The sequence below is a fragment of the Rhodoligotrophos appendicifer genome (assembly GCF_007474605.1).
GTDB lineage: Bacteria > Pseudomonadota > Alphaproteobacteria > Rhizobiales > Im1 > Rhodoligotrophos > Rhodoligotrophos appendicifer.
Genome location: NZ_VHKL01000002.1, coordinates 483163 through 501889, shown reverse-complemented (window position 1 = coordinate 501889; position 18727 = coordinate 483163). Strand labels below are relative to the sequence as shown.

Genomic DNA, 18727 nt, shown 5'->3' with positions numbered 1-18727 from the left:
AGCGTTCGCGGCCCGGCTTGTGAATCCCTCAGCGTGAGGCCGAACCGGCCGCAGCCTTGATGGCCGCCAAGGCACCGGGATGAGTGGGCAGAATCCCGCTCTGCGTCATATCGTCGGCCACAAGGCCGCTCAGGGCCGGATGGAGCGAGCGGAACCGCTCCACGTCGGACAACACGGCTGTCGTGAGCTTTTCCACCACGTCATCGGCGACCGCCGCGGAGGTGACCAGCTCTGCCGTGACCCCGAAGCTGCGAATGGGCTTGTCCTGTCCGCTATAGGTGCCGGCGGGGATGACGACTTCGCGATATTCCGGATGCGCCTTCAGCAGGGCCTCGACCGCCGGTCCCGTGGCATCGGCCACCCTCGCATCGCAGCTCGAAAGCGTCTCCTCCGTATTCGCGGAGGGGTGGCCGACGAACCAGACGAAGGCATCCATCTGATTGTCGCACAGGGCCTGCCCTTGGTCCTCGCTTGAGATCTCCACCACCTGCACGTCCCCCGGCGTCCAGCCCATGGCCTCTTCGATCACGGTCCAGCTGCCCAGCGCGCCAGAACCCCTCGCGCCGAGATTGACCCGCTTGCCCTTGAGGTCTGAGATGTTCGCGATTTTGGCATCGGCCCGGCTGATGATGGTGATCACTTCCGGATAGAGCGTCAGTACCAGGCGCAGCCCTTCCGCGGGCCGACCCGTCCAATCGCCGCGCCCCTGGAAGGCGTCATCGGCGATATCGGCTTGGACGATGGCGAACTGGACGTCGCCAGCCTGCAAGGACTTCACATTGTCGACGGAACCGTCGCTGGGCTCGACAGAGCAGAAAAGATGATCTTTCGATCTCTTTTCGTTGACGACGCGGCAGATCGCACCGCCGACGGGATAATAGACGCCGGTGACACCGCCCGTTCCGACGATCACCGGTGCCAAGCTCTCCTGCGCCACCGCAGCCGCCTCCACCGCCCCCAACACGGTCAAGACAATCCACGCTCTTTGCCACCACCCCATGGAATCCGCCTCATCACCAGAAATTCTCTGGCAGCCCCTGACCATCATAGGGTCCGTGCGGTGAAAAGCGCAAATGCTCAAGAGGCCGGCATGGTGCCCAGCAGCGCGTCCAGGTCCTGGTTCTTCCGTGGCCCCCGCAGCGAGAGGATTGTCGCCCCCTCCTGCTCGACCGCAGCAAGGCTCATGGGCAGGGGTGCGATCCGGACACCCGCGCTCCGATCCCGGAAGGTCAGATAAAGGCAGCGCTGGTCCAATTTCTCGGTGAAGACCCCCTCCAGATGGGCAAGCATTCTGGTCGCGGCGATCCGCATGAACCGGCGTGCCGGATCGGTGGGCGCGGCATAGAGGGCGGCGGCGAGCACCTTCTTTCCCGGATCACGAAATTTGTCGCGTTTGATGAGGCCGATATCGGCCCCTGCCCGCAGGAACGCGGTGGCGCTCAGATCCTGGGCGATGACGCTGTCGATGTCGATGGCGAGGAAGGAGTGTGGCGACCGATGCAGGAACTGCGCGAGACGGATGAAACGCATGCTTTGAAAGAAACGCACTCTATCGGCGGTTCCGCTCGGGAGACGATCCACCGTCTCATAGGTAATGCTGAGCTGAAGTCTGGCATCCGCGGGCAGACGGGCGCTGATGTCTTCCGTGCCGAAGACATGCAGATGTACCGGCGTATTGGGACTGCGCGCGGCCAGAGACATTAGCAATGGCGGCCCGTACCGCGCGACGAAGACTGGATCCCCGAAAGCGATCAAGACCTCGCGGCCTGCCGGTGCACGGGGCAGATCACCCGCGATCGGCGGCACCTGCTCCCACAGGCTGAACTGACGGGCGGGTGTCCGCGCCCTGACGAAGAGGTCGATAACCTGAAAGGCCAGATGCGCCATGGCTCGGCGCGCCCGCCCCCATGGCAGCGGGTGCTCATGGCTGAGCCCCGTCCACAGCCGATTACAGATGCGGTAGAGCCAGACCCGCTTCTTGCGGGCTCGTGCCGGGTTGCCCGCGGCAATGGTTTTCATCATGTGGAGGCGGCCTGCCGGGCAGAGGTCGGCAGGTCTCGGACCGTGCCGAGCTGCCGCGCCAACCTGCCCCGTTTGCCGCGCCGGCGCCGGGTTTCGAGCACGATCAGCAGCAAGGCGTTGAGGGCGCTGATACTGGCGCAGACACAAAGAAGCAGCCAGACGCGACCGCGATCATTCCCATAGGCCCAGTCCGTAAGGCCGCGTCGCCTCCGCCGGGCGAGCATCAGCGCCAGCGCCCAGGCAGCACTTTGGCCAATCGGGTATCGTCTCCCGGTATTGGCATCATGCTGCCGATAGAAATGTACCACGTCCGGCAGGTTGCGGATCTCCCCCAACTCCTCGAGCCGGAGGAACAGATCTGTATCCTCTTGATGGATGAGGGCCGGACGGTAGAGCCCGGCCTCCACGACTGTCGCGCGCCGCATGACCACGGTCGAATGCAGGATCGGCAGCGGCTTTGGTCTCAGACCATTCAGCCGGCTGCGGGGCGACAGCGGTTTCGGCGAAATTGGTCGCCCATCACCCGCCGTCACGGGATCCAGTTCATCCTGGCCGATATGGCAGAATGCACCGCCCACCGCCACCACGCGGGGATGTCGGTCGAGAAAATCGACCTGGAGAGACAAGCGATGCGGCGGCGCGAGATCGTCGGCGTCCATGATGGCGATGTAATCCGACCGCGCCACTGACAGGGCATAATTCAGGCACGCGACACGCCCCGGGGTCGCACAGCAGAGCAGCGTCACACGCGGGTCCACTTCCATGAGGCTCCGCACGATGGCCGCCGTCTGGTCGGTCGACTGGTCGTCCACCACCAGCAACTCGAACTCGCAATAACTTTGCCTGAGGATGCTCGCGATGGCACCGGCGATGAACCGCTCCTGGTTCTTCGCGGTCATCAGTACCGAAACACGGCTTGGCGATGGAGGGGATTTCATTGAGCGCAACTGAAGATTTAGGTTCGACACTTCTAGCGCAACTTATGCGATCTTTCAATACGCGACAAACGCATAGAGAGTAGTCGATGCGGCTTTGGGTGCCTTGAGCCCCGCCCGTGCGGCGTCTATGGTTGATTTCAGGAGCGGCCGGTGCGTCGGCTGGCGGGCTCGCAACTCATAGGCGATCGATGACCAACACGGTTTTCATCCACACCAATGCCAAGCAGATGGTTGGCGCGCTTGTCGCGGCTCACTCATTGAAGCGCAATTCGAAGACCCCGGATGCTTTCAACGTGCGGATCATTACCCAGGAGGATTATCCTCTGTTTCGGGAATATGAGGGCCGGAAGTTCCTGCGCGCCGGAACCCAGCGCGCTTGGGTCAATGACGACCTCCAATCCTTCACGCCACTGCGGTTCATGCCGCCCCAGCTCATGAATTACGAAGGCCGAGCCGTCGTGATGGATCCGGACATCTTTGCGGTGGGCGACATCAACGAGCTGCTCCAACGCGACATGCAGGGCAAGGCCATCTTCGCGCGCCCCCGCCCCGGCCACAATGACCGTCCGGACTACATGGCCAGCAGCGTGATGCTGCTGGACTGCGCCAAGCTGAAGCACTGGAATTTGGAGGAAAATTTCGGAGCCCTCTTCCGCAGCGAGCGTGACTACGAGGACTGGATCATTCTCGCTTATGAGCCGCGCGAGACGATCGGCGCTCTGGAGCCCGAATGGAACGATTTCGACCGGCTGACCCCGAAGACCCGGCTGTTGCACAACACCAAGCGCCGCACGCAGCCCTGGAAGACGGGACTTCCGGTGGACTTTACCAACCGCCTGAAGATCGACTGGCTGGCGAAGATATTGGGAAGCAACGGCATCACCATGCCAGGCCGTTACAAGCGCCATCCTGATCCGAATCAGGAGAAACTGTTCTTTGGCCTGCTGCGGGAATGTGTCGAGAGCGGGCAGATTTCGGAAAGCTATCTCCAGCAGGAGATCGAGCGCCGCCACATCCGCCCTGACGCCCTCGCCCAGATGAACAAAGCGCCCTCGCCCTCCGAGTTGAGCCTGTCCTAAGGCAGAAGTGGCCCGTTCGCTCGAGCGGGCCACCGATCGCACTCCCTCTCAAAGGGGATTTGCACTCTCAGAACATGGTGAAGGTCCAGGCCAGACCGAAGGTCCCCATGTGGATAGCCGGCTCGAAAGTCGCTGTCCGGCCGTCAAACTTCTTCTCGCCCGAAAGGTGGACGTATCGGTACTCGACCCGCGCTGAGAGACTGTCCGTCAGCTTCGTTTCGATGCCTGTACCGACGTGATAGCCGTCGATCGCCGTGTGGCCCTTGCCGGCACTCAGTTTGAGCTTCAGGTCCGCATTGGAATAACCGCCCAATACATAGATCATTGTTGATTCGCTCGGCAGCCACCCGGCCCGCGCCGAGACCGACCACAGGTCACGGATCGACTCCGTGCGATCGGGTTTGCCGCGTTGAGGCCGGAGCGGCTTGCGCGTCAGGGCACCCCCTGCGGCATCTTTGGGACCGGGTTTTTCGGGCAGGATTTCCTTGCCGAAGGTCGCCTCCAGATCGGGAACGAAGTAGTCCCCCTGGAGACCGAAGACGACTTGCGGGCTGAGTTGATAGTTGAAGCCGACAAATCCTCCGCCGATCAGACCCTCGGAACCCGACCCGTTGAACCGTGCGTTCTTTCCGGTCCGCAAAGGTGTGTTTGTCGCTGAGGCAGACCCGGCCCCGCCGACGGAACCGCCGAGATAAATCCCCGTCCAACTGACTGCCGGCTCCACCGCGATGACCGCGGGAGGCGGGCTGTAGAGATCGGCGGCCAAAGCTGGTTCCGGTGCCACAATGGCGGTCGCTGCCGTGAAGACGGCCCATTTGAACTGCTTGTACATAAACAACTCCTCTGACACCCGAGGCCATGCGGACGGCCTTGGTACCCTTAAAAAGGGCATGATATTTTTTCACACGTATAAGGAGTATCGCGAGCCATACACACGCACAAGATGTTCTGGATCATTTTACAAACTTGACGGGTCTCTGTGGTGTCTGGGCCACGGCCCGCGAGCGTCGCGAAGATGCGCGGGAACCTTTTGGCCCGTTGCGAATTGTTGAAGCGCTTAGTGCGGGAGGCGGGTCATGCTGAAATGGGCGTTAATATTCTTTATTGTCTCACTCGTGGCGGGAGCGCTCGGATTTTCGGGCATCGCCTCTGCGGCTGGATCCATCGCGAAGATACTGTTTGTCGTGTTCCTGGTGATCTGTCTGATTTTCCTCGCCCTTGGCCTGCTGGCCGGTGAGATCCTCTTCTAGGCGCGACGGATATAAAATCTTTGATCACTGACATTACGGGGCGTTGGTGATATAGAAGGTCGGATAGAAGTCGTTTCACAAAGAATACGCTGGTCAAGGAGAACGTAAATGGCGACAACAGAACCGCGCAAGAATAGTAATATGGCGCTGTGGATCGGTATAATTGTTGTGGTCTTGCTTGTGATTGCTTGGTTCTCAGGCGTATTCACCGGCAGGGACGAGACGGCAACCGACACCGCACCCACCACCACGACGACAGAGCCTGCGACCCCTCCGGCGGCCACGACCACGCCGGCGGCACCGCCCGCCCCGGCCACGCCTGAGCCGACGACACCGCCGGCCACCCCGGAGCCCGCGACTCCGTCGACACCTCCGGCGACGACACCCGGCACCACGACGCCTCCGGCAACGCCGCCGGCATCAGGTACACAGCAGTAACCATCGAAACTGCGGATCGATTTTGGGCAGCACGGCCGTGAGGTTGTGCTGCCCTCATCGTTTGGCGGACCTGAATCGATCGGATCCTCGACAAAACGGGAACGGTGGCGGCGTGAGAACCTTTATCTTTCGTTAGCTATGAGTAATGTCGATATTGACTAAAAATGAACCTCTTCAGCGCAAGATCCTTTAAGTCTTTGAACTGAAAGAGTGGAAGGTCGCAATGAATCGCCACCACGATGACTTTAGCAATGACGAACCTATGTTGAGCAGACTGGCCTTGCGAAGGCTGGGAACGCGACTTCAAAACGAATATCGCCAGGTTTGCGAGAGCGATCTTTCGCCTGAACTGTCCATGCTGATGTCTAAATTGGACGAGGCCGGCGGGTCTCGGTAGCGCAGAATTGCGGTGCGGCCGCGTCTCAGCCCTTGACGGCTCCCTCGTGAAAGGTCAGTGAAGCACATCTGTGCAAACTGGCGGAGTAGATATGAGGGTACGAGCGATAGCGGCGGCTTTGCTGATGACAGGACTGAGCGCCGCCCCGGCCTTTGCAGCCTGCAACAACACCGGCAGCTTCGATCGCTGGCTTTCCTCCTTCAAGCAGGAGGCCGTTGCTCAGGGCATCTCCCCCGCCACGATAGCGTCCGCCCTCGATGGCGTGACCTTGGACCAGAGCGTCATCAAGGCCGACCGCGGCCAGGCGGTCTTCGCCCAGAGCTTCCTCCAGTTCTCCGACCGCATGGTCGCAAAGTACCGGCTCGACAAGGGCGCCCAGCTCATCAAGAAATACAAGGCGACCTTCGACCGGATCCAGCAGAAATATGGCGTTCCCGCCCCGGTCATCGTGGCCTTCTGGGGCTTGGAGACGGATTTCGGCGCCAATCTCGGCGACAAGCAGACCCTCCGTTCCCTGGCGACTTTGGCCTATGACTGTCGCCGCCCCGATAAGTTCCGCGTCGAGTTGATGGATGCGCTCCAGCTCGTCCAGCGCGGCGACCTGAGCCCCGCCCAAATGCGCGGCCCCTGGGCCGGCGAGCTGGGCCAGACCCAGTTTCTGGCCTCGAACTACCTGAAATACGGCGTCGACTTCGACGGCGACGGCCATATCAACCTGATCAGCAGCGTCCCCGACGTGCTCGCCTCCACGGCGAATTATCTCGACGCCCTCGGCTGGCAGGCCAACCAGCCCTGGCTCCAGGAGGTGCGCGTTCCTGCGGACATGCCCTGGGAGCAGGCCGATCTGGCGACCACGCATCCCCGCGCCCAGTGGGTCAAATGGGGCGTGAAGGCCACCAAGGGTTCGCTGCCCGCCGACGGCATGGCGGCCTCCCTGATCCTGCCCATGGGCAAGAATGGCCCGGCTTTCTTGGGCTATCCGAATTTCCGCGTCTATCTGGAATGGAACGAATCGCTCGTCTATTCCCTGACGGCCGCCTATTTCGCCACCCGCCTGGCAGGAGCGCCAACCCTCACCCGGGGCGATGCCCCCCCGTCATTGAGCCTGGCCCAGGGCAAGCAGCTGCAGCAGAAGCTGGCCGCCATGGGCTATGACGTCGGCAAGATCGACGGCATCATCGGCGCCGGCACCCGCGGTGCGGTCCAGAAGGTCCAGGCCAAGCTCGGCCTGCCGGCGGACGGCTATCCGACCGCAGAGTTGCTCGCCCGTCTGCGCTGAGCGCGGCGATGGACAGCATTCTCGGCCTGCGCCCCTTCGTGCCGGCGCGCGACTTCGCCCTCTCCAAGCGGTTCTACATGGCGCTGGGCTTTGCCGTGATGCATGAGGACGAGGAGGTCGCGATCCTGAAGCTTGAGAGCTTCAGTTTCATCCTGCAGAATGTCTATGTCCAGGAATTCGCCGAAAACTGCATGATCCAGCTCTTGGTGCGCGACGCTGATGCCTGGTGGCGGCGGATCGATGCAACCGACATCGCAGACCGCTTCGGCGTGAAGCCGCCGCGGGCACCGAAGGTGCAAAGCTGGGGCTTGAAGGTCGGCTTCCTCTTCGACCCCTCCGGCGTGCTCTGGCACATCGCCGAGCCGCCATTCTGATCCGTCTCGGCGCGGCCCCTGGTTCTTTGCCCGCAGGCGGGTCCTATCCCGCCAGGATCGCCCCCCTGGCGACCGCCTCCACATCGACGCTGAGATCGAGCTCGGCAAAGCGGTCGATGGGCCACCAGCCGGCCTCGAGGGCGTCATCCGCAGCGATTGGTTCGCCAGCGATCCAGCGGCAGCGCACGGCGATCAGCACGAAGTGACGCTGGAGACGGCCGGCCTGGTCCTTTTCGAAGACATCGACGGCGGTGAGCACGGCGACGGCTTCGGTCGCGATCCCCGTTTCCTCCGCGACTTCGCGGGCGGCGGCCGCCAGCACCGTCTCCCCGCGCTCGATCTTGCCCCCGGGAAAGCCCCATTTGCCCCGATCGGGCGCATTGGCGCGCCGGATGAGCAGGATCTCGCCATCGCGAATAACCACGCCGAGCACGCAGGCGATCGGCCGTCCGGTGGTCACCGGCTCAGGACGCCAGACGCTCGATTTCGGCGCCGCAGGCGACCAGCTTCTTCTCCAGCCGCTCGAAGCCGCGGTCGAGATGATAGACCCGGTGCACCGTGGTCTCGCCTTCGGCCGCCAGCCCGGCGATGACCAGCGACACGGAGGCACGCAAATCCGTGGCCATGACCTCCGCCCCGCGCAGCCGCTCCACGCCGCGGACCGACGCGCAATCGCCGTCGAGGCTGATATCGGCGCCGAGGCGCGCCAGCTCCTGCACATGCATGAAGCGGTTCTCGAAAATGGTCTCGGTGATGGTCGACACCCCCTCCGACCGTGTCATCAGCGCCATGAGCTGCGCCTGCATGTCGGTGGGAAATCCGGGATAGGGCGCGGTCGTCACGGTCACCGGCTGCAGGCCCGTGCCATTGCGATGGATGCGAACCCCGCGATTGGTCTCCTGCACCGCGACCCCGGCCTGGCCGAGCACGTCGACGACGCTGTCGAAGAGGTCCTGGCGGGCGCCGATGAGCTGTACGTCGCCCCCGGTCATGGCCACCGCCATGGCATAGGTCCCGGTCTCGATTCGGTCCGGCAGCACCTCATGGGTGGCGCTGTGCAGCCGCTCGACGCCCTGGATGTGCAGGGTGGACGTGCCGATGCCCTCGATCTGCGCCCCCATGGCCGCCAGGCAATGAGCCACATCCGTGATCTCGGGCTCGCGCGCCGCATTTTCGATGACGCTCTCGCCGCGGGCGAGGACCGCGGTCATGAGCGCGGCATGAGTGGCGCCGACGGACACCTTGGGAAAGCTGATTCGGGCACCCTTGAGCCCGCCCGGAGCACTGGCCAGGACGTAGCCGGCTTCGATGTCGACCTTGGCTCCCAGGGCCTCGAAGGCCTGCAGATGCATGTCCACCGGCCGCGTGCCGATGGCGCAGCCGCCGGGCAGCGACACCCGAGCCTGGCCGCAACGGGCCAGCAGCGGCCCCAGCACCCAGAAGCTGGCGCGCATGCGCGAGACCATCTCGTAGGGAGCGGTCGTATCCACGATGGTCCGGGCGGTGAGATGCATCGTATCGCCCTGGATGCCGTTCATGCCCGCGCGTTTGCCGTCGACGCTGATATCGACGCCGTGATTGCCGAGGATGCGCATGAGCAGGGCTACATCGGCGAGCCGCGGCACATTGCGCAGCGTCAGCGTATCGTCGGTGAGCAGGCTGGCGATCATCAGCGGCAGGGCGGCATTCTTGGCGCCCGAGATGTGAATCTCCCCGTTCAGGCGATGGCCGCCCCGAATGCGAATTCTGTCCATGATCTTCCCCTCGGCCCGGCGGCCCCCGTGGCTCATGCCGGCGCGACCGGTCGACCTATGATCGACCGGAATCCTTAACAAGCATGATTACAGCCTCAAGGGCAAGTCTGGCCTTCACTCCCTGTCCCCGCCACCGGCCCCGGAAGGACCCTCCACCGGGTCCTCGGCAGGATCCTCGGCCGCAGCCCCCTCCCCGGCCTCGGGCCGCCGGCCGCGGGCTTGCTCCTTGCGCCGTCTGAGATTGGCGCGCAGGGCTCCCGCCAGTCGCTCGGCCTTGCGCTGCGCACCTGTCTGCCCTTTTGGGTTCCGTTCCATCCGCTCCTTCGCACATGCGATCAAACTGCCCGCTTGCACGAGACCGCCCGCTGTGGCAGGTTCCGCCCCGTTCGCGAAAGGTAGGCTGCTGCAGCCTGGCCGGCAAGCCCGGCGACCTTGCGATGCGCTGCCGTAGCTCAGTGGTAGAGCACTCCCTTGGTAAGGGAGAGGTCGACAGTTCAATCCTGTCCGGCAGCACCAGCTAAGCAATTGTTTTTCCTGACGTTCGACGGAGAATTGCGAGACAGTCGCGACTTTCCACGACGGAACGAAACCAGAAAAATCCATCAGAAACGGGGAAAATCTGGGAAGGTAAAAACTCCTTTTGTTCTCGACATTGAGCGATTTTCACGCACTTCGCTGAAAATGAGCTTGTGACCACCTAGGGCGCCTCTAATAGCCTTGGCAAAAAGTGTTCGTTTGGCACAACCGATATGATCGAGTGTTCAATTAAGGTCGCCTCGCTGGCAATGATGATGCCGGTAATCCCGTGCACTCCGATCGCTTCCCTTTCCTCAACTCTCTCGGAACGGCAGCATGTCTGCGAGAGTCGCGCGTTCGATTCTCTCGTTAAGCCTTATGGTTTGTGGAGCGACAAAGCACGAACGTCCGGTCCTCGTGGTCCCACGGACCCGTGTATGAAGCCAAAATCAGTCCGCCAGATGGCCTGGCACAGTCCTTTCCGGATCTGGCCATCGTTCTGACCACCAATCACGACCGGCAGGCGAAGATCACGTGCGAGGTGGGCAAGCTTGCAATCGGCTGTGCCAGTCCAATCGCAGACACTGATCTGCTTATCTGAGTTCATTTCCCCACCACAAAGATCAATGATCCAGAAGGCATAACAGCCGCTCTAGCAACTTATATGCAGCATGAGATCCTTTGTGATCCGACCCACTGATCGCTACCTCCATTTCCGTGGAGCAACGCATGGGAATCCGTCGGGTGGGCGGAAGTGCAGCGTCAGTGGAAGCGATGGATGCGAGCCCGAAAACGTGATCGAACAGCCGCTGGATGAGCAATTTCGCTCTTTCGTCACGTCGAATGATGGCATGGCTCCGGGTCAGCCGTGCGGCTTCGACCAAGGCGATATGAGCTAAGAACTACAAGCTACGCGCAAGACGATGGCCGACGATTCCCTCGACAGCATCTCGGGCTCCACTGGATTCACAGGCGCGGCCGACACGATCCTGGTGCTCTCGCGCGATAAGGCCGGCGTGACGCTGTTTGGAAGGGGTCGCGATGTCGATGAGATCGAAACGGCCCTGAAATTCGACGGAACAAGCGGGGTGTGGAGCCTTCTCGGCGATGCCGACGACGTCCGCCGCTCGGCTGAGCCTGGCGTCATTCTGAGGACGGCGAGTGCTCGGCAGCCTGACGTCGTTTCCAAAGCCTAAAGTTCTCAAGTTCCGCCAAGACCTCGATCCAGTGCTCGGCGGAGATCATTAAAAGGTCAGTTCGCTCAGATGCTGAAGCTACCTCCTACCACATCGGTCAGCTCATTGCGGGCGCTCGGATCTTAGGCGAGGCCGGTCGAGAGAAGGTGCCGTTTGCGGCAACACTAAGCCAGGGAACGCCCATCGAAATCACCGTGTCAGCCTGAGAATCCCGAATCTTCAGCGCATAGGTGCTAAAATCGGAGGTGCCTCGCTCATAGCCTATATCGGCCGCTAGCTCGACGCCCGCTTCATTCATCGCTCTCATGACGCCGACGCGGCCGAGTTCACCGAAATCGTCGTTCTGATACAGGAAGGCGATGCGTTTGGCGCCGACCTCCTGAAGCAGGTACTTGGTGGCGATATACATCAAGTCGGGATAAGGGGCCATGAAGCTGAAGACATGTTCCCGCTGAGGATCCGGCGCGGCGGTTGCACCGAACGCTGGCACGCCGGCGCGGTCGACATAGGGTGAAACAGCACCGATCATGGATGCGCCCATCTGCCCGAAGATGAAAAACACGTTATCACGCTCGATCAGCTTTTTGGCCGCGGCAAGCGATTGCGCGGGTTTGTAAGCATCGTCCTCGACGATCCATTTGATCTTGCGCCCGTTGATACCGCCTTCGTCGTTCACCCGTTTAAAATAAGCGTCAATGGCCTGACCATACGGGTTTGTCACCAAACTCACGGGACCGCTGAGCGCGAAAACGCCACCGAGCACGATCTCGTCCTTGGTAACGCCCTGCTCCTCGGCCTGCGCCGTCGCGGCTAGGGAGAGCGCAAGCCCTAACGTGACAAGCCAGCGCACCGCGCCGCACGTGATCATGCGGCACGCGATTTTAATCGCGTTGATGTTCATTCCACCACCTCCCTGTGTTCCGCAAGCGATCTCTTGCTCGTCTTCTGCTAGTACGATATTATCCTATAATATTGTAGTCAATAGCACAGGTGGCATTATGGATGCGGGACACCAAGGCAGCAAAGTGAACCGGGGAACGACGACGACCAGGCATCTGAGACGGGACTTTGAAGCAGGACGTTTTGTGCTGGCGCCCGGCGTATTTGAGATGATTTCAGCGCTCGTGGCAGACAAGATGGGTTTCACCGCTCTCTACATGACGGGTTACGGCGTCTCGAGCTCGCATCTCGGCCTTCCGGACGTTGGACTCGCCAGTTTTACCGATATGCTGGAGCGCGCCCGTCGTATCGCCGGGGGAACCAGTACGCCGCTGATTGCTGACGCCGATACCGGTTATGGTGGGCTGATTAACGTCCACCACACGGTGCGCGAATACGAAGCTGCGGGGGTCCAGGCCATTCAGCTGGAAGATCAAGACATGCCCAAGAAATGCGGACACACGCGCGGGCGCCGCGTCATCCCGCTAAAGGACATGCTCCAAAAGATCGATGTCGCTGCGAACGCCCGGCGCGACGACGATACGCTGATTATTGCGAGAACGGACGCCCGCGAGACCCTGGGGCTGGATGAGGCGATCGCGCGAGCCAAGGCATTCGCCGCCGCCGGAGCCGACATCATTTTCGTCGAAGCGCCCGAGACGATGGATGAGTTCAAACGGATTGGCGGCGAAATAGACGCATGGCTGCTGGCCAACATGGTCCCATCCGGCCTTTCACCCGAGATCGATGCCGATGCACTAAAGTCGTGGGGCTATTCGGCATCCATCTACCCCACCCTCGGAATCCGGCTCACCGCCTCATATCTCGCGAAGGGCTACGACTACCTGCTCCGGAACGGTTCAACAATCGGCATGCCTCTGGAGACAATTTCAATGACCGAGATGCACGAGCTCGTGGGCTTCCAAGCTATCTGGGAATTCGAGCGTAAATATTCCCAGGCGACCCAACAGTGATTAGTTTGTATTTCGAGGATCTGGAGCTGAATCAGACCTTTGAGACCGGTGGTCGGACCATAACGGAAGCCGATTCGACTTTCTTCTGCATGCTGTCCGGGGACTGGGCGCAGCTGCACTGTGATGCCGAATACGCGCGCGCTACCAGCTTCGGGCAGCGCGTCGTGGGTGGCGCTTTCGGATTTTTATTGGTCGCCGGCGCTTACACGCAGTGGGGTATCTTCAATGAGACGGGATTGGCGATGCTGTCGGTTTGCGACTGGCAGTTCACTGCTCCAATCTTCATTGGTGACACATTGCGCGTAAGAATGCTGATCGCCGCCAAGAGGGAAACATCCAAACCTGATCGAGGCATCATCGACCGCAAGATCACGATCCTCAATCAGAAGAGCGAGGAGGTCCAGTCTGGCCACTCGAAGCTGCTGATAAAGAGGCGGATCACAACGTAGGAACATCCATGGCTAGCGAAGCTGCTCTACCGCGCTCGCAACCGCCTCGCTAGGTTAGCGAGCTGCCCGCCTGCGCTAGCGTGTCCCGCACCGAGCGGCGCAGGTGCGCTCGCATTGCGCGGTCCGCCTTGTCCGGATTTCCCTCCAGCACGGCGGCAGCGATCTGCTGATGCTCGTGCATTGAGGCCTCGACTTGAGCAGTCGTCATGGCCAGCCGGAGCTGCAGCATCACCACCGGAAGGCCAAGCTTGTCGAGAAGGTCGGTCAGTTGCGGGTTGTCGGCGAGGCGTACGATCGCGTCGTGGAACTTCTTGTTTTCTGTAACGTAGATCCGTGCATTCATGAGCTGGTCGCGAGCGGTCGTAGCTTTGGCGACCTGCTCGAGATTTTTCCTGTGGGGACTGTTCTCGATGTTCTCAGCGGCCAATCGGGCGGCCAATCCTTCCAGCGCTTCGCGGATACGGAATAAGTCGAGGATTTCCCGGCGGTTCAGCTTACGCACCACGGCGCCGCGGTTGGCGATGATCTCGATCAACCCTTGCGCTGCGAGATGCCTGAAGGCTTCTCGCAACGGTCCGTGGCTGACATTCAGCTCTTCCATCAGATCGCGCATCACCAACCTCTGGCCGGGCGCGAATTCCCCATTAAGGATCATCGACCGAATCTGTGCGCCGAGGTGGTCAACAGTCTTTCCGTGTTTAATGTCGTTCGCTATGGCGGTTGGCATGGATGCTTTCCCGATGCAACTGGCTGCATTGACGCCTCTTGCGCCGGTTGTATCAGAGTGCGCCAATGTCGACCAATGCCGCGATGTTGTTTTCAGATCTTTCCAGCCAGTCGGCGACATGCCCCGCTATCTCGTCGCTGTTCTTGTCCATCATGATCATATGTGAGTTCCCGGAGATCCCGATGTCGGGCAGAAGGAGGTGCTGCGCCCGCCCACCGGCGCGGCTCCAACTTTCGCAAAGCTTGGCCAGCTGTTCTGTCAGATCTATCCAGACGGCGGACCTGTCGATGAAGTCACCGGTGATCGCAAGCAGCGGTATGCCCGCGACGCCGCCCAGGTCAATTCCTATAAAATCCGCATGCGGTTCGAGCACGACGCAGCCGACAACATTCCGCGGACAACAGGCTGCTGTGTCAAGGACGAAACCGCCACCCTGACTATGGCCGACGAGGACGCATCTGCCGAGCTTCTTTACGAGTTCGTGCAGCGCAAAGCGCTGGAGGTCTGCCACCGCTGAACGCCGCGGCACGGTAATGCGCGTCAGTGCTTCGATGTGCTCGACGGGGAACTGCTGCCCGGCAAAAGGTTTCCTTGCGCCGAAATCCTCTGCCAAGCCAAATCGATAGAGCCACCAGGATTCTTGTTCTGACCGCAAGATGGGCCTTTCGCTCCAGGGCTCGCCGTCGATGAAGTAACCGGCGCGTCCCCGTTCGACATTGTCTATGACGTGGACCTCGTAGCCGAGGCGCAGGAAATAGTTCAACCATCCTGCACGGCCATCGGGCGTTGTCTCCCAGGAACTCCCTGTCAGGCCGCCGCCATGCACCAAGACGAGCGGAATGGGATGGAGTTTTGGCTCGGGTACGAAATATTGGACATAACAGTGGTTGGCCCAGTACCGGCCGTTAGGGTCGACCGTATTGGTGTAACTGGACGAGAAGGCGAAGCGTTCAAGGGGCCGCCCGGTGATTTCGATCGGGTTGCCTCCCACCATGTAGCTTCCCATGTCGGACAGCGTGATGGCAGTCATGGGTTCCTCGACAGAATGAGGACATTGTGGCACGCGTTGATGCCGCCATTGGAATGCACCGCGCCGGTCACCGCCGCCGGCACCTGCAGGCCGAGCGCCGTGCCGCGCAGCTGGCGTACCGCCTCGACCAGACTGTCCATGACGCACGAGACGCCTGGCTGGCCGAAGGACAGCCAGCCACCATTGGTATTTGTCGGTATGCGTCCGCGTGGCCCCGTCTCACCAGCCCGGATGAACGCTCCTGCCGCCTCGACTGATATGAACCCGAACTCCGCCAGGACCATCAGCTCGATATGGGCGAATTGCGACGCAGTCTGCAACACGTGAAGCTCATCGAGGCCCATGCCGGACATCTGCAGCGCCGCCTCAGCTGCGACCTTGGCGCCGCTGGTGGTGAGGTTCGGCAACCGGCCGAGATCGTGGGCACTGGTGCGCAGGCCCATACGGTCGGTAATATATTCGTGCGTGTGGAACTCGCCGAAACCGTGAAGATAGATCGGCTCTCGCGACAAATGTCTGGCGTTCTCCGCGCGGGTCACAATCATCGCGCCCGCCGTGCCTGGCGGACCCCATGTTGCGCAATGCCACAATCGTAGCGGCGAGGAAACCATTCGCGAGGCCATGACCATCTCCGCCGTGATCGGCCCCTTGTGGCCCTTGGCCGAAAAAGGATGATGAATGGCCCAATCCTGACACTGGACGCTGACGGAGGAGATGTCTTCCTCGGTGACGCCGGACTCATGCATCAACCGCGATGCGATCTGCGCATAGAGGGTGGGGATGATGACGCCGTAGGGTTGCTCGAATTCAGGATCGGCATCCAAAGTGCTGATCCCCTCCTTGACGTCCATCAGGCCTGCAGCGGCGTCGGCGCCAACGCATAGGACATATTCCGCCACGCCGGCTTCCACGGCAATTGCGGCGTGCTTGAGCATGCCGTTCATGCCCCCGGCATGGGTGGTGATCTCCGTGGATAGTCGGGGGGTGATCTTTGCATAGGACGCCACGATATTGTTCCACTGCGGACGCATGTCCGACATCGGAGCGCGGCCCGACAGCAGACCGTCTATAGCCCCCTTCTCGATACCGGCGTCATCGAGCGCCTTGCGTATGGCTTCCATCAGGAGCGAGAGTGCTGTACGCCGCTCATCCCTCGCGCAATAGCTATCACCGATGCCGACGATGGCTGCCTTAGCCTTCAATCGATTGATGTTCATTGCATCTGCCTCCGAAAGACGGGCAGTGCGTGGTTCTGGTCAAGCGGCTGGAAGTCAACGGCGACCGGATCGCCTATGCGCAGCTCGGCGGGGTTGTCTGCTAGGACCTCTGAGAACATGTGAAAACCTTCCGCCAATTCGATAATGGCGAAGGCGCGTATGCCGGTCGCACCATCAAGATGGACGTGCTGCAACGAGAAGGAATAGACCGTTCCCACGCCCTCCGAGGTTTGCCATGTCAGCGCTTCCGACAGACAGTAGGGACAGGCCGCGCGCGGGTGAAATACGACGCTGGTGCAAGCCGCGCAGCGCTGGAAAATCAATCTGCCCGAATGCGCAGACTGCCAATATTGGGCGGTGTCAAGACTAGAACGTGGAGTGCGATACTTCATTGCGACATGCTTCTGTCACCGGGTTGGAGCAGGCGCTCACGCAAATCGACTTTCCGTATCTTGCCACTTTCGGTCATGGGCCAATCCTCAACGAAAATAATGCGACGGGGCACCCGAAAATTAGCCATCAGGCGCCCACAAAAGGAAACTACGTCGCCTTCTGCGAGACTGCTGCCGGCGCGCTTCTGAACGAAGGCGGCAACCACCTCGCCGAGCCGTGAATCCGGCGTGGAGACGGCCGCTGCCTGGACGATGTCGGGATGGCCGATCAGGACGTTCTCGACCTCCTCGGCCGAGACATTCTCGCCGCCAACGCGGATCATGTCCTTGATGCGGCCGCGAAATTTCAGATGGCCGACGTCATCCATTTCGCCCAGATCACCGCTATGCAACCAGCCGCTTTGATCAATGACTTCCGCTGTCTGTTGAGGCGCGTTCAGATAGCCGTTCATCATCCACCAGCCGCGCAGGCGTATCTCGCCCACGCTCCCGCGCGGCAGCTCGTGGCCGGTGAGCGGATCGACAATTTTGATCTCCATGCCCTCCACAGCGCGGCCACAGGTCGTAGACAATATCTCCCAGCTGTCGCCTATGCGCCCGCAAGTTCCTCCCCCCTCCGTTGCCGCAAAGACTTGGACCAGAGACGAAATCCCCATGCGCTCCCTAATCCGGTTCATCAGGGAAGGCGTAGCGTTGCACCAGGCACCGCGCAGGCTTGATAAGTCGAACTGCTCAAATTGAGGATGGGAAAGCTCGGCCGTATACATTGCAGCCGTTCCGGAGCGTAGCGTGCAGCGCTTGGCTGCGATAAGCTGGAGCACCCGCCCGGCATCATAGCTTTCCGGCATGACTACCTTACAGCCGATGGTCAACGGCACCGTCACGGCGCCGCAGGCTCCCCCGACATGGTAGACCGGCTGCGTGTTGAGAAGCACATCATTGGGACCGATCTCCAGATTTCGGAGGAAGGCCACACCGAAATAAAGACAGTAGCGATGATTGCAGAGTGCGCCTTTGGGCCGGGATGTGGTGCCCGATGTGTATTGCAGCAATGCTGGTCGGCGCCAGTCCTGCCGGGCCTGCACGGCGGCCAGCGCGTCGGCCTGGACGGCTGATCCCCCGTCCAGGAAAGCCTGCCAGCTGAGCGCCAGCGGATCGCGCGTCGAGCCGGGCAGAGCGATGATCAAGCCGAGACCGGGCAGTTGCGGTGCCGCAACCCGGCCGTGGTCGGACCGTTGTCCCTGTGGGCACAGCTCTGCCAGGGTGGCGACGAAGTCGTTGCTGCGAAATCCATCCTGCATAATCAGGAGGCGGGCGCCACTGTCAGCCAGCGTGTGCTCCAGCTCGAAGCGGCGCGAGCGCGTGTTGATTGCCGCGATGACGGCGCCGATCTTGGCGCAGGCGAATTGCACATAGGCGAACTCGGCACGATTGGGCATCCATACGGCGACGATATCGCCTTCACCGATGGAGGCTGCGACCAGGGCCCGGGCGACAGCGTTCGCGCTCTCGCGCATTCCCGCAAAGCTGACATAATCATCGTCGAACTCCCAGCCGACCCGCCCCGGCCAGGCAAGCGCTGCCCGATCCAGCGCGTCGCCGATACATTCCGGCGCGAACGCCTCAGGCCCCGAAACAATGCCGGCAGAGGGGCGACCTTCTAACGCGACCTCTGTCCTTTCCAGCATTGACCCACTCCCGCTTTGCGAAAATTGTACTATAATATTGTGATACAATCAAAGTCAAATTTCTCGTC

The 18727-nt window shown here is 61.3% G+C and carries 21 protein-coding genes and 1 tRNA gene; 9 read left to right on the top strand and 13 right to left on the bottom strand.

The window, feature by feature from the left end; translation table 11 throughout:
• Positions 1 to 28: 28 nt before the first annotated feature.
• The 3 genes from FKM97_RS06435 to FKM97_RS06425 all read right to left on the bottom strand — a co-directional run bounded on the left by FKM97_RS06435 (position 29) and on the right by FKM97_RS06425 (position 2960).
• Entirely contained in the window at positions 29 to 964 is a 936-nt protein-coding gene (locus FKM97_RS06435; protein ID WP_246104976.1) for a TAXI family TRAP transporter solute-binding subunit, read from the bottom strand.
• A gap of 113 nt (positions 965 to 1077) precedes the next feature.
• Positions 1078 to 2022 carry a hypothetical protein gene (locus FKM97_RS06430; RefSeq protein ID WP_144291547.1) on the bottom strand — a complete coding sequence of 315 codons (945 nt, stop codon included), beginning with the start codon at positions 2020 to 2022 and terminating at the stop codon, positions 1078 to 1080.
• Entirely contained in the window at positions 2019 to 2960 is a 942-nt protein-coding gene (locus FKM97_RS06425; protein WP_144291546.1) for a glycosyltransferase family 2 protein, read from the bottom strand. Before FKM97_RS06425 ends, FKM97_RS06430 begins: the two co-directional genes overlap by 4 nt.
• 188 nt (positions 2961 to 3148) lie before the next feature.
• Between FKM97_RS06425 and FKM97_RS06420 the strand changes: the two genes are divergently transcribed.
• Positions 3149 to 4039 carry a glycosyltransferase family protein gene (locus FKM97_RS06420; RefSeq protein WP_144291545.1) on the top strand — a complete coding sequence of 297 codons (891 nt, stop codon included), beginning with the start codon at positions 3149 to 3151 and terminating at the stop codon, positions 4037 to 4039.
• Positions 4040 to 4106: 67 nt separating this feature from the next.
• On the opposite strand, the gene FKM97_RS06415 is transcribed toward FKM97_RS06420, so the two are convergent.
• Positions 4107 to 4871, bottom strand: coding sequence for an outer membrane protein (locus tag FKM97_RS06415; RefSeq protein WP_170240783.1), 765 nt, complete (start codon positions 4869 to 4871; stop codon positions 4107 to 4109).
• A 244-nt stretch (positions 4872 to 5115) separates the two neighbouring features.
• On the opposite strand from FKM97_RS06415, the gene FKM97_RS06410 reads away from it, so the two are divergent.
• From FKM97_RS06410 to FKM97_RS06395, 4 genes are all read left to right on the top strand, one after another.
• Complete coding sequence (locus tag FKM97_RS06410) at positions 5116 to 5289, top strand: DUF1328 domain-containing protein (protein ID WP_144291543.1); 174 nt, start codon at positions 5116 to 5118, stop codon at positions 5287 to 5289.
• Positions 5290 to 5397: 108 nt separating this feature from the next.
• A complete protein-coding gene (locus FKM97_RS06405; protein ID WP_205014769.1) occupies positions 5398 to 5727 on the top strand; it encodes a hypothetical protein in 330 nt (109 codons plus the stop codon).
• A gap of 488 nt (positions 5728 to 6215) precedes the next feature.
• Positions 6216 to 7403, top strand: a complete 1188-nt coding sequence (locus tag FKM97_RS06400; RefSeq protein ID WP_144291542.1) for a lytic murein transglycosylase — start codon at positions 6216 to 6218, stop codon at positions 7401 to 7403.
• Positions 7404 to 7411: 8 nt separating this feature from the next.
• Positions 7412 to 7777 (top strand): VOC family protein, encoded by a 366-nt coding sequence (locus FKM97_RS06395; RefSeq protein WP_205014767.1) that lies wholly within the window; start codon positions 7412 to 7414, stop codon positions 7775 to 7777.
• 43 nt (positions 7778 to 7820) lie between these two features.
• Here FKM97_RS06395 and FKM97_RS06390 read toward each other — a convergent pair whose 3' ends face one another.
• From FKM97_RS06390 to FKM97_RS06380, 3 genes are all read right to left on the bottom strand, one after another.
• The gene (locus FKM97_RS06390) at positions 7821 to 8237 is read right to left on the bottom strand and encodes an NUDIX hydrolase (protein ID WP_144291541.1); all 417 of its coding nucleotides are present in this window, start codon (positions 8235 to 8237) and stop codon (positions 7821 to 7823) included.
• Between the two features lie 4 nt (positions 8238 to 8241).
• Positions 8242 to 9531: a UDP-N-acetylglucosamine 1-carboxyvinyltransferase gene (gene murA, locus FKM97_RS06385; protein WP_144291540.1), complete on the bottom strand. Its 1290-nt coding sequence runs from the start codon at positions 9529 to 9531 to the stop codon at positions 8242 to 8244.
• Positions 9532 to 9645: 114 nt separating this feature from the next.
• A complete protein-coding gene (locus FKM97_RS06380; protein ID WP_144291539.1) occupies positions 9646 to 9846 on the bottom strand; it encodes a hypothetical protein in 201 nt (66 codons plus the stop codon).
• Positions 9847 to 9972: 126 nt separating this feature from the next.
• Between FKM97_RS06380 and FKM97_RS06375 the strand changes: the two genes are divergently transcribed.
• Positions 9973 to 10047: transfer RNA gene (locus tag FKM97_RS06375), tRNA-Thr, on the top strand.
• A 923-nt stretch (positions 10048 to 10970) separates the two neighbouring features.
• Positions 10971 to 11243, top strand: coding sequence for a P-loop NTPase family protein (locus FKM97_RS06370; protein WP_144291538.1), 273 nt, complete (start codon positions 10971 to 10973; stop codon positions 11241 to 11243).
• Between the two features lie 97 nt (positions 11244 to 11340).
• Here FKM97_RS06370 and FKM97_RS06365 read toward each other — a convergent pair whose 3' ends face one another.
• Positions 11341 to 12144, bottom strand: a complete 804-nt coding sequence (locus FKM97_RS06365) for an ABC transporter substrate-binding protein (protein ID WP_144291537.1) — start codon at positions 12142 to 12144, stop codon at positions 11341 to 11343.
• A 97-nt stretch (positions 12145 to 12241) separates the two neighbouring features.
• Here FKM97_RS06365 and FKM97_RS06360 point away from each other — a divergent pair, with 97 nt between their 5' ends.
• A complete protein-coding gene (locus FKM97_RS06360) occupies positions 12242 to 13156 on the top strand; it encodes an isocitrate lyase/PEP mutase family protein (protein WP_144291536.1) in 915 nt (304 codons plus the stop codon).
• Entirely contained in the window at positions 13153 to 13605 is a 453-nt protein-coding gene (locus FKM97_RS06355) for a MaoC/PaaZ C-terminal domain-containing protein (RefSeq protein WP_170240782.1), read from the top strand. Before FKM97_RS06360 ends, FKM97_RS06355 begins: the two co-directional genes overlap by 4 nt.
• Before the next feature lie 49 nt (positions 13606 to 13654).
• Here FKM97_RS06355 and FKM97_RS06350 read toward each other — a convergent pair whose 3' ends face one another.
• Genes FKM97_RS06350 through FKM97_RS06330 form a run of 5 tightly spaced genes read right to left on the bottom strand, consistent with a single transcriptional unit; the run spans position 13655 to position 18659 of the window.
• The gene (locus FKM97_RS06350) at positions 13655 to 14332 is read right to left on the bottom strand and encodes a GntR family transcriptional regulator (RefSeq protein ID WP_170240781.1); all 678 of its coding nucleotides are present in this window, start codon (positions 14330 to 14332) and stop codon (positions 13655 to 13657) included.
• 52 nt (positions 14333 to 14384) lie between these two features.
• On the bottom strand, positions 14385 to 15362 hold the full coding sequence (locus FKM97_RS06345; RefSeq protein ID WP_144291533.1) for an alpha/beta fold hydrolase: 978 nt from the start codon (positions 15360 to 15362) through the stop codon (positions 14385 to 14387).
• Positions 15359 to 16579 (bottom strand): thiolase family protein, encoded by a 1221-nt coding sequence (locus FKM97_RS06340; protein ID WP_144291532.1) that lies wholly within the window; start codon positions 16577 to 16579, stop codon positions 15359 to 15361. The genes FKM97_RS06345 and FKM97_RS06340 overlap by 4 nt, the downstream gene beginning before the upstream one ends.
• Positions 16576 to 16971: a Zn-ribbon domain-containing OB-fold protein gene (locus FKM97_RS06335; RefSeq protein WP_144291531.1), complete on the bottom strand. Its 396-nt coding sequence runs from the start codon at positions 16969 to 16971 to the stop codon at positions 16576 to 16578. Before FKM97_RS06335 ends, FKM97_RS06340 begins: the two co-directional genes overlap by 4 nt.
• Positions 16968 to 18659 carry an AMP-binding protein gene (locus FKM97_RS06330; RefSeq protein WP_144291530.1) on the bottom strand — a complete coding sequence of 564 codons (1692 nt, stop codon included), beginning with the start codon at positions 18657 to 18659 and terminating at the stop codon, positions 16968 to 16970. The genes FKM97_RS06335 and FKM97_RS06330 overlap by 4 nt, the downstream gene beginning before the upstream one ends.
• Positions 18660 to 18727: the final 68 nt, after the last annotated feature.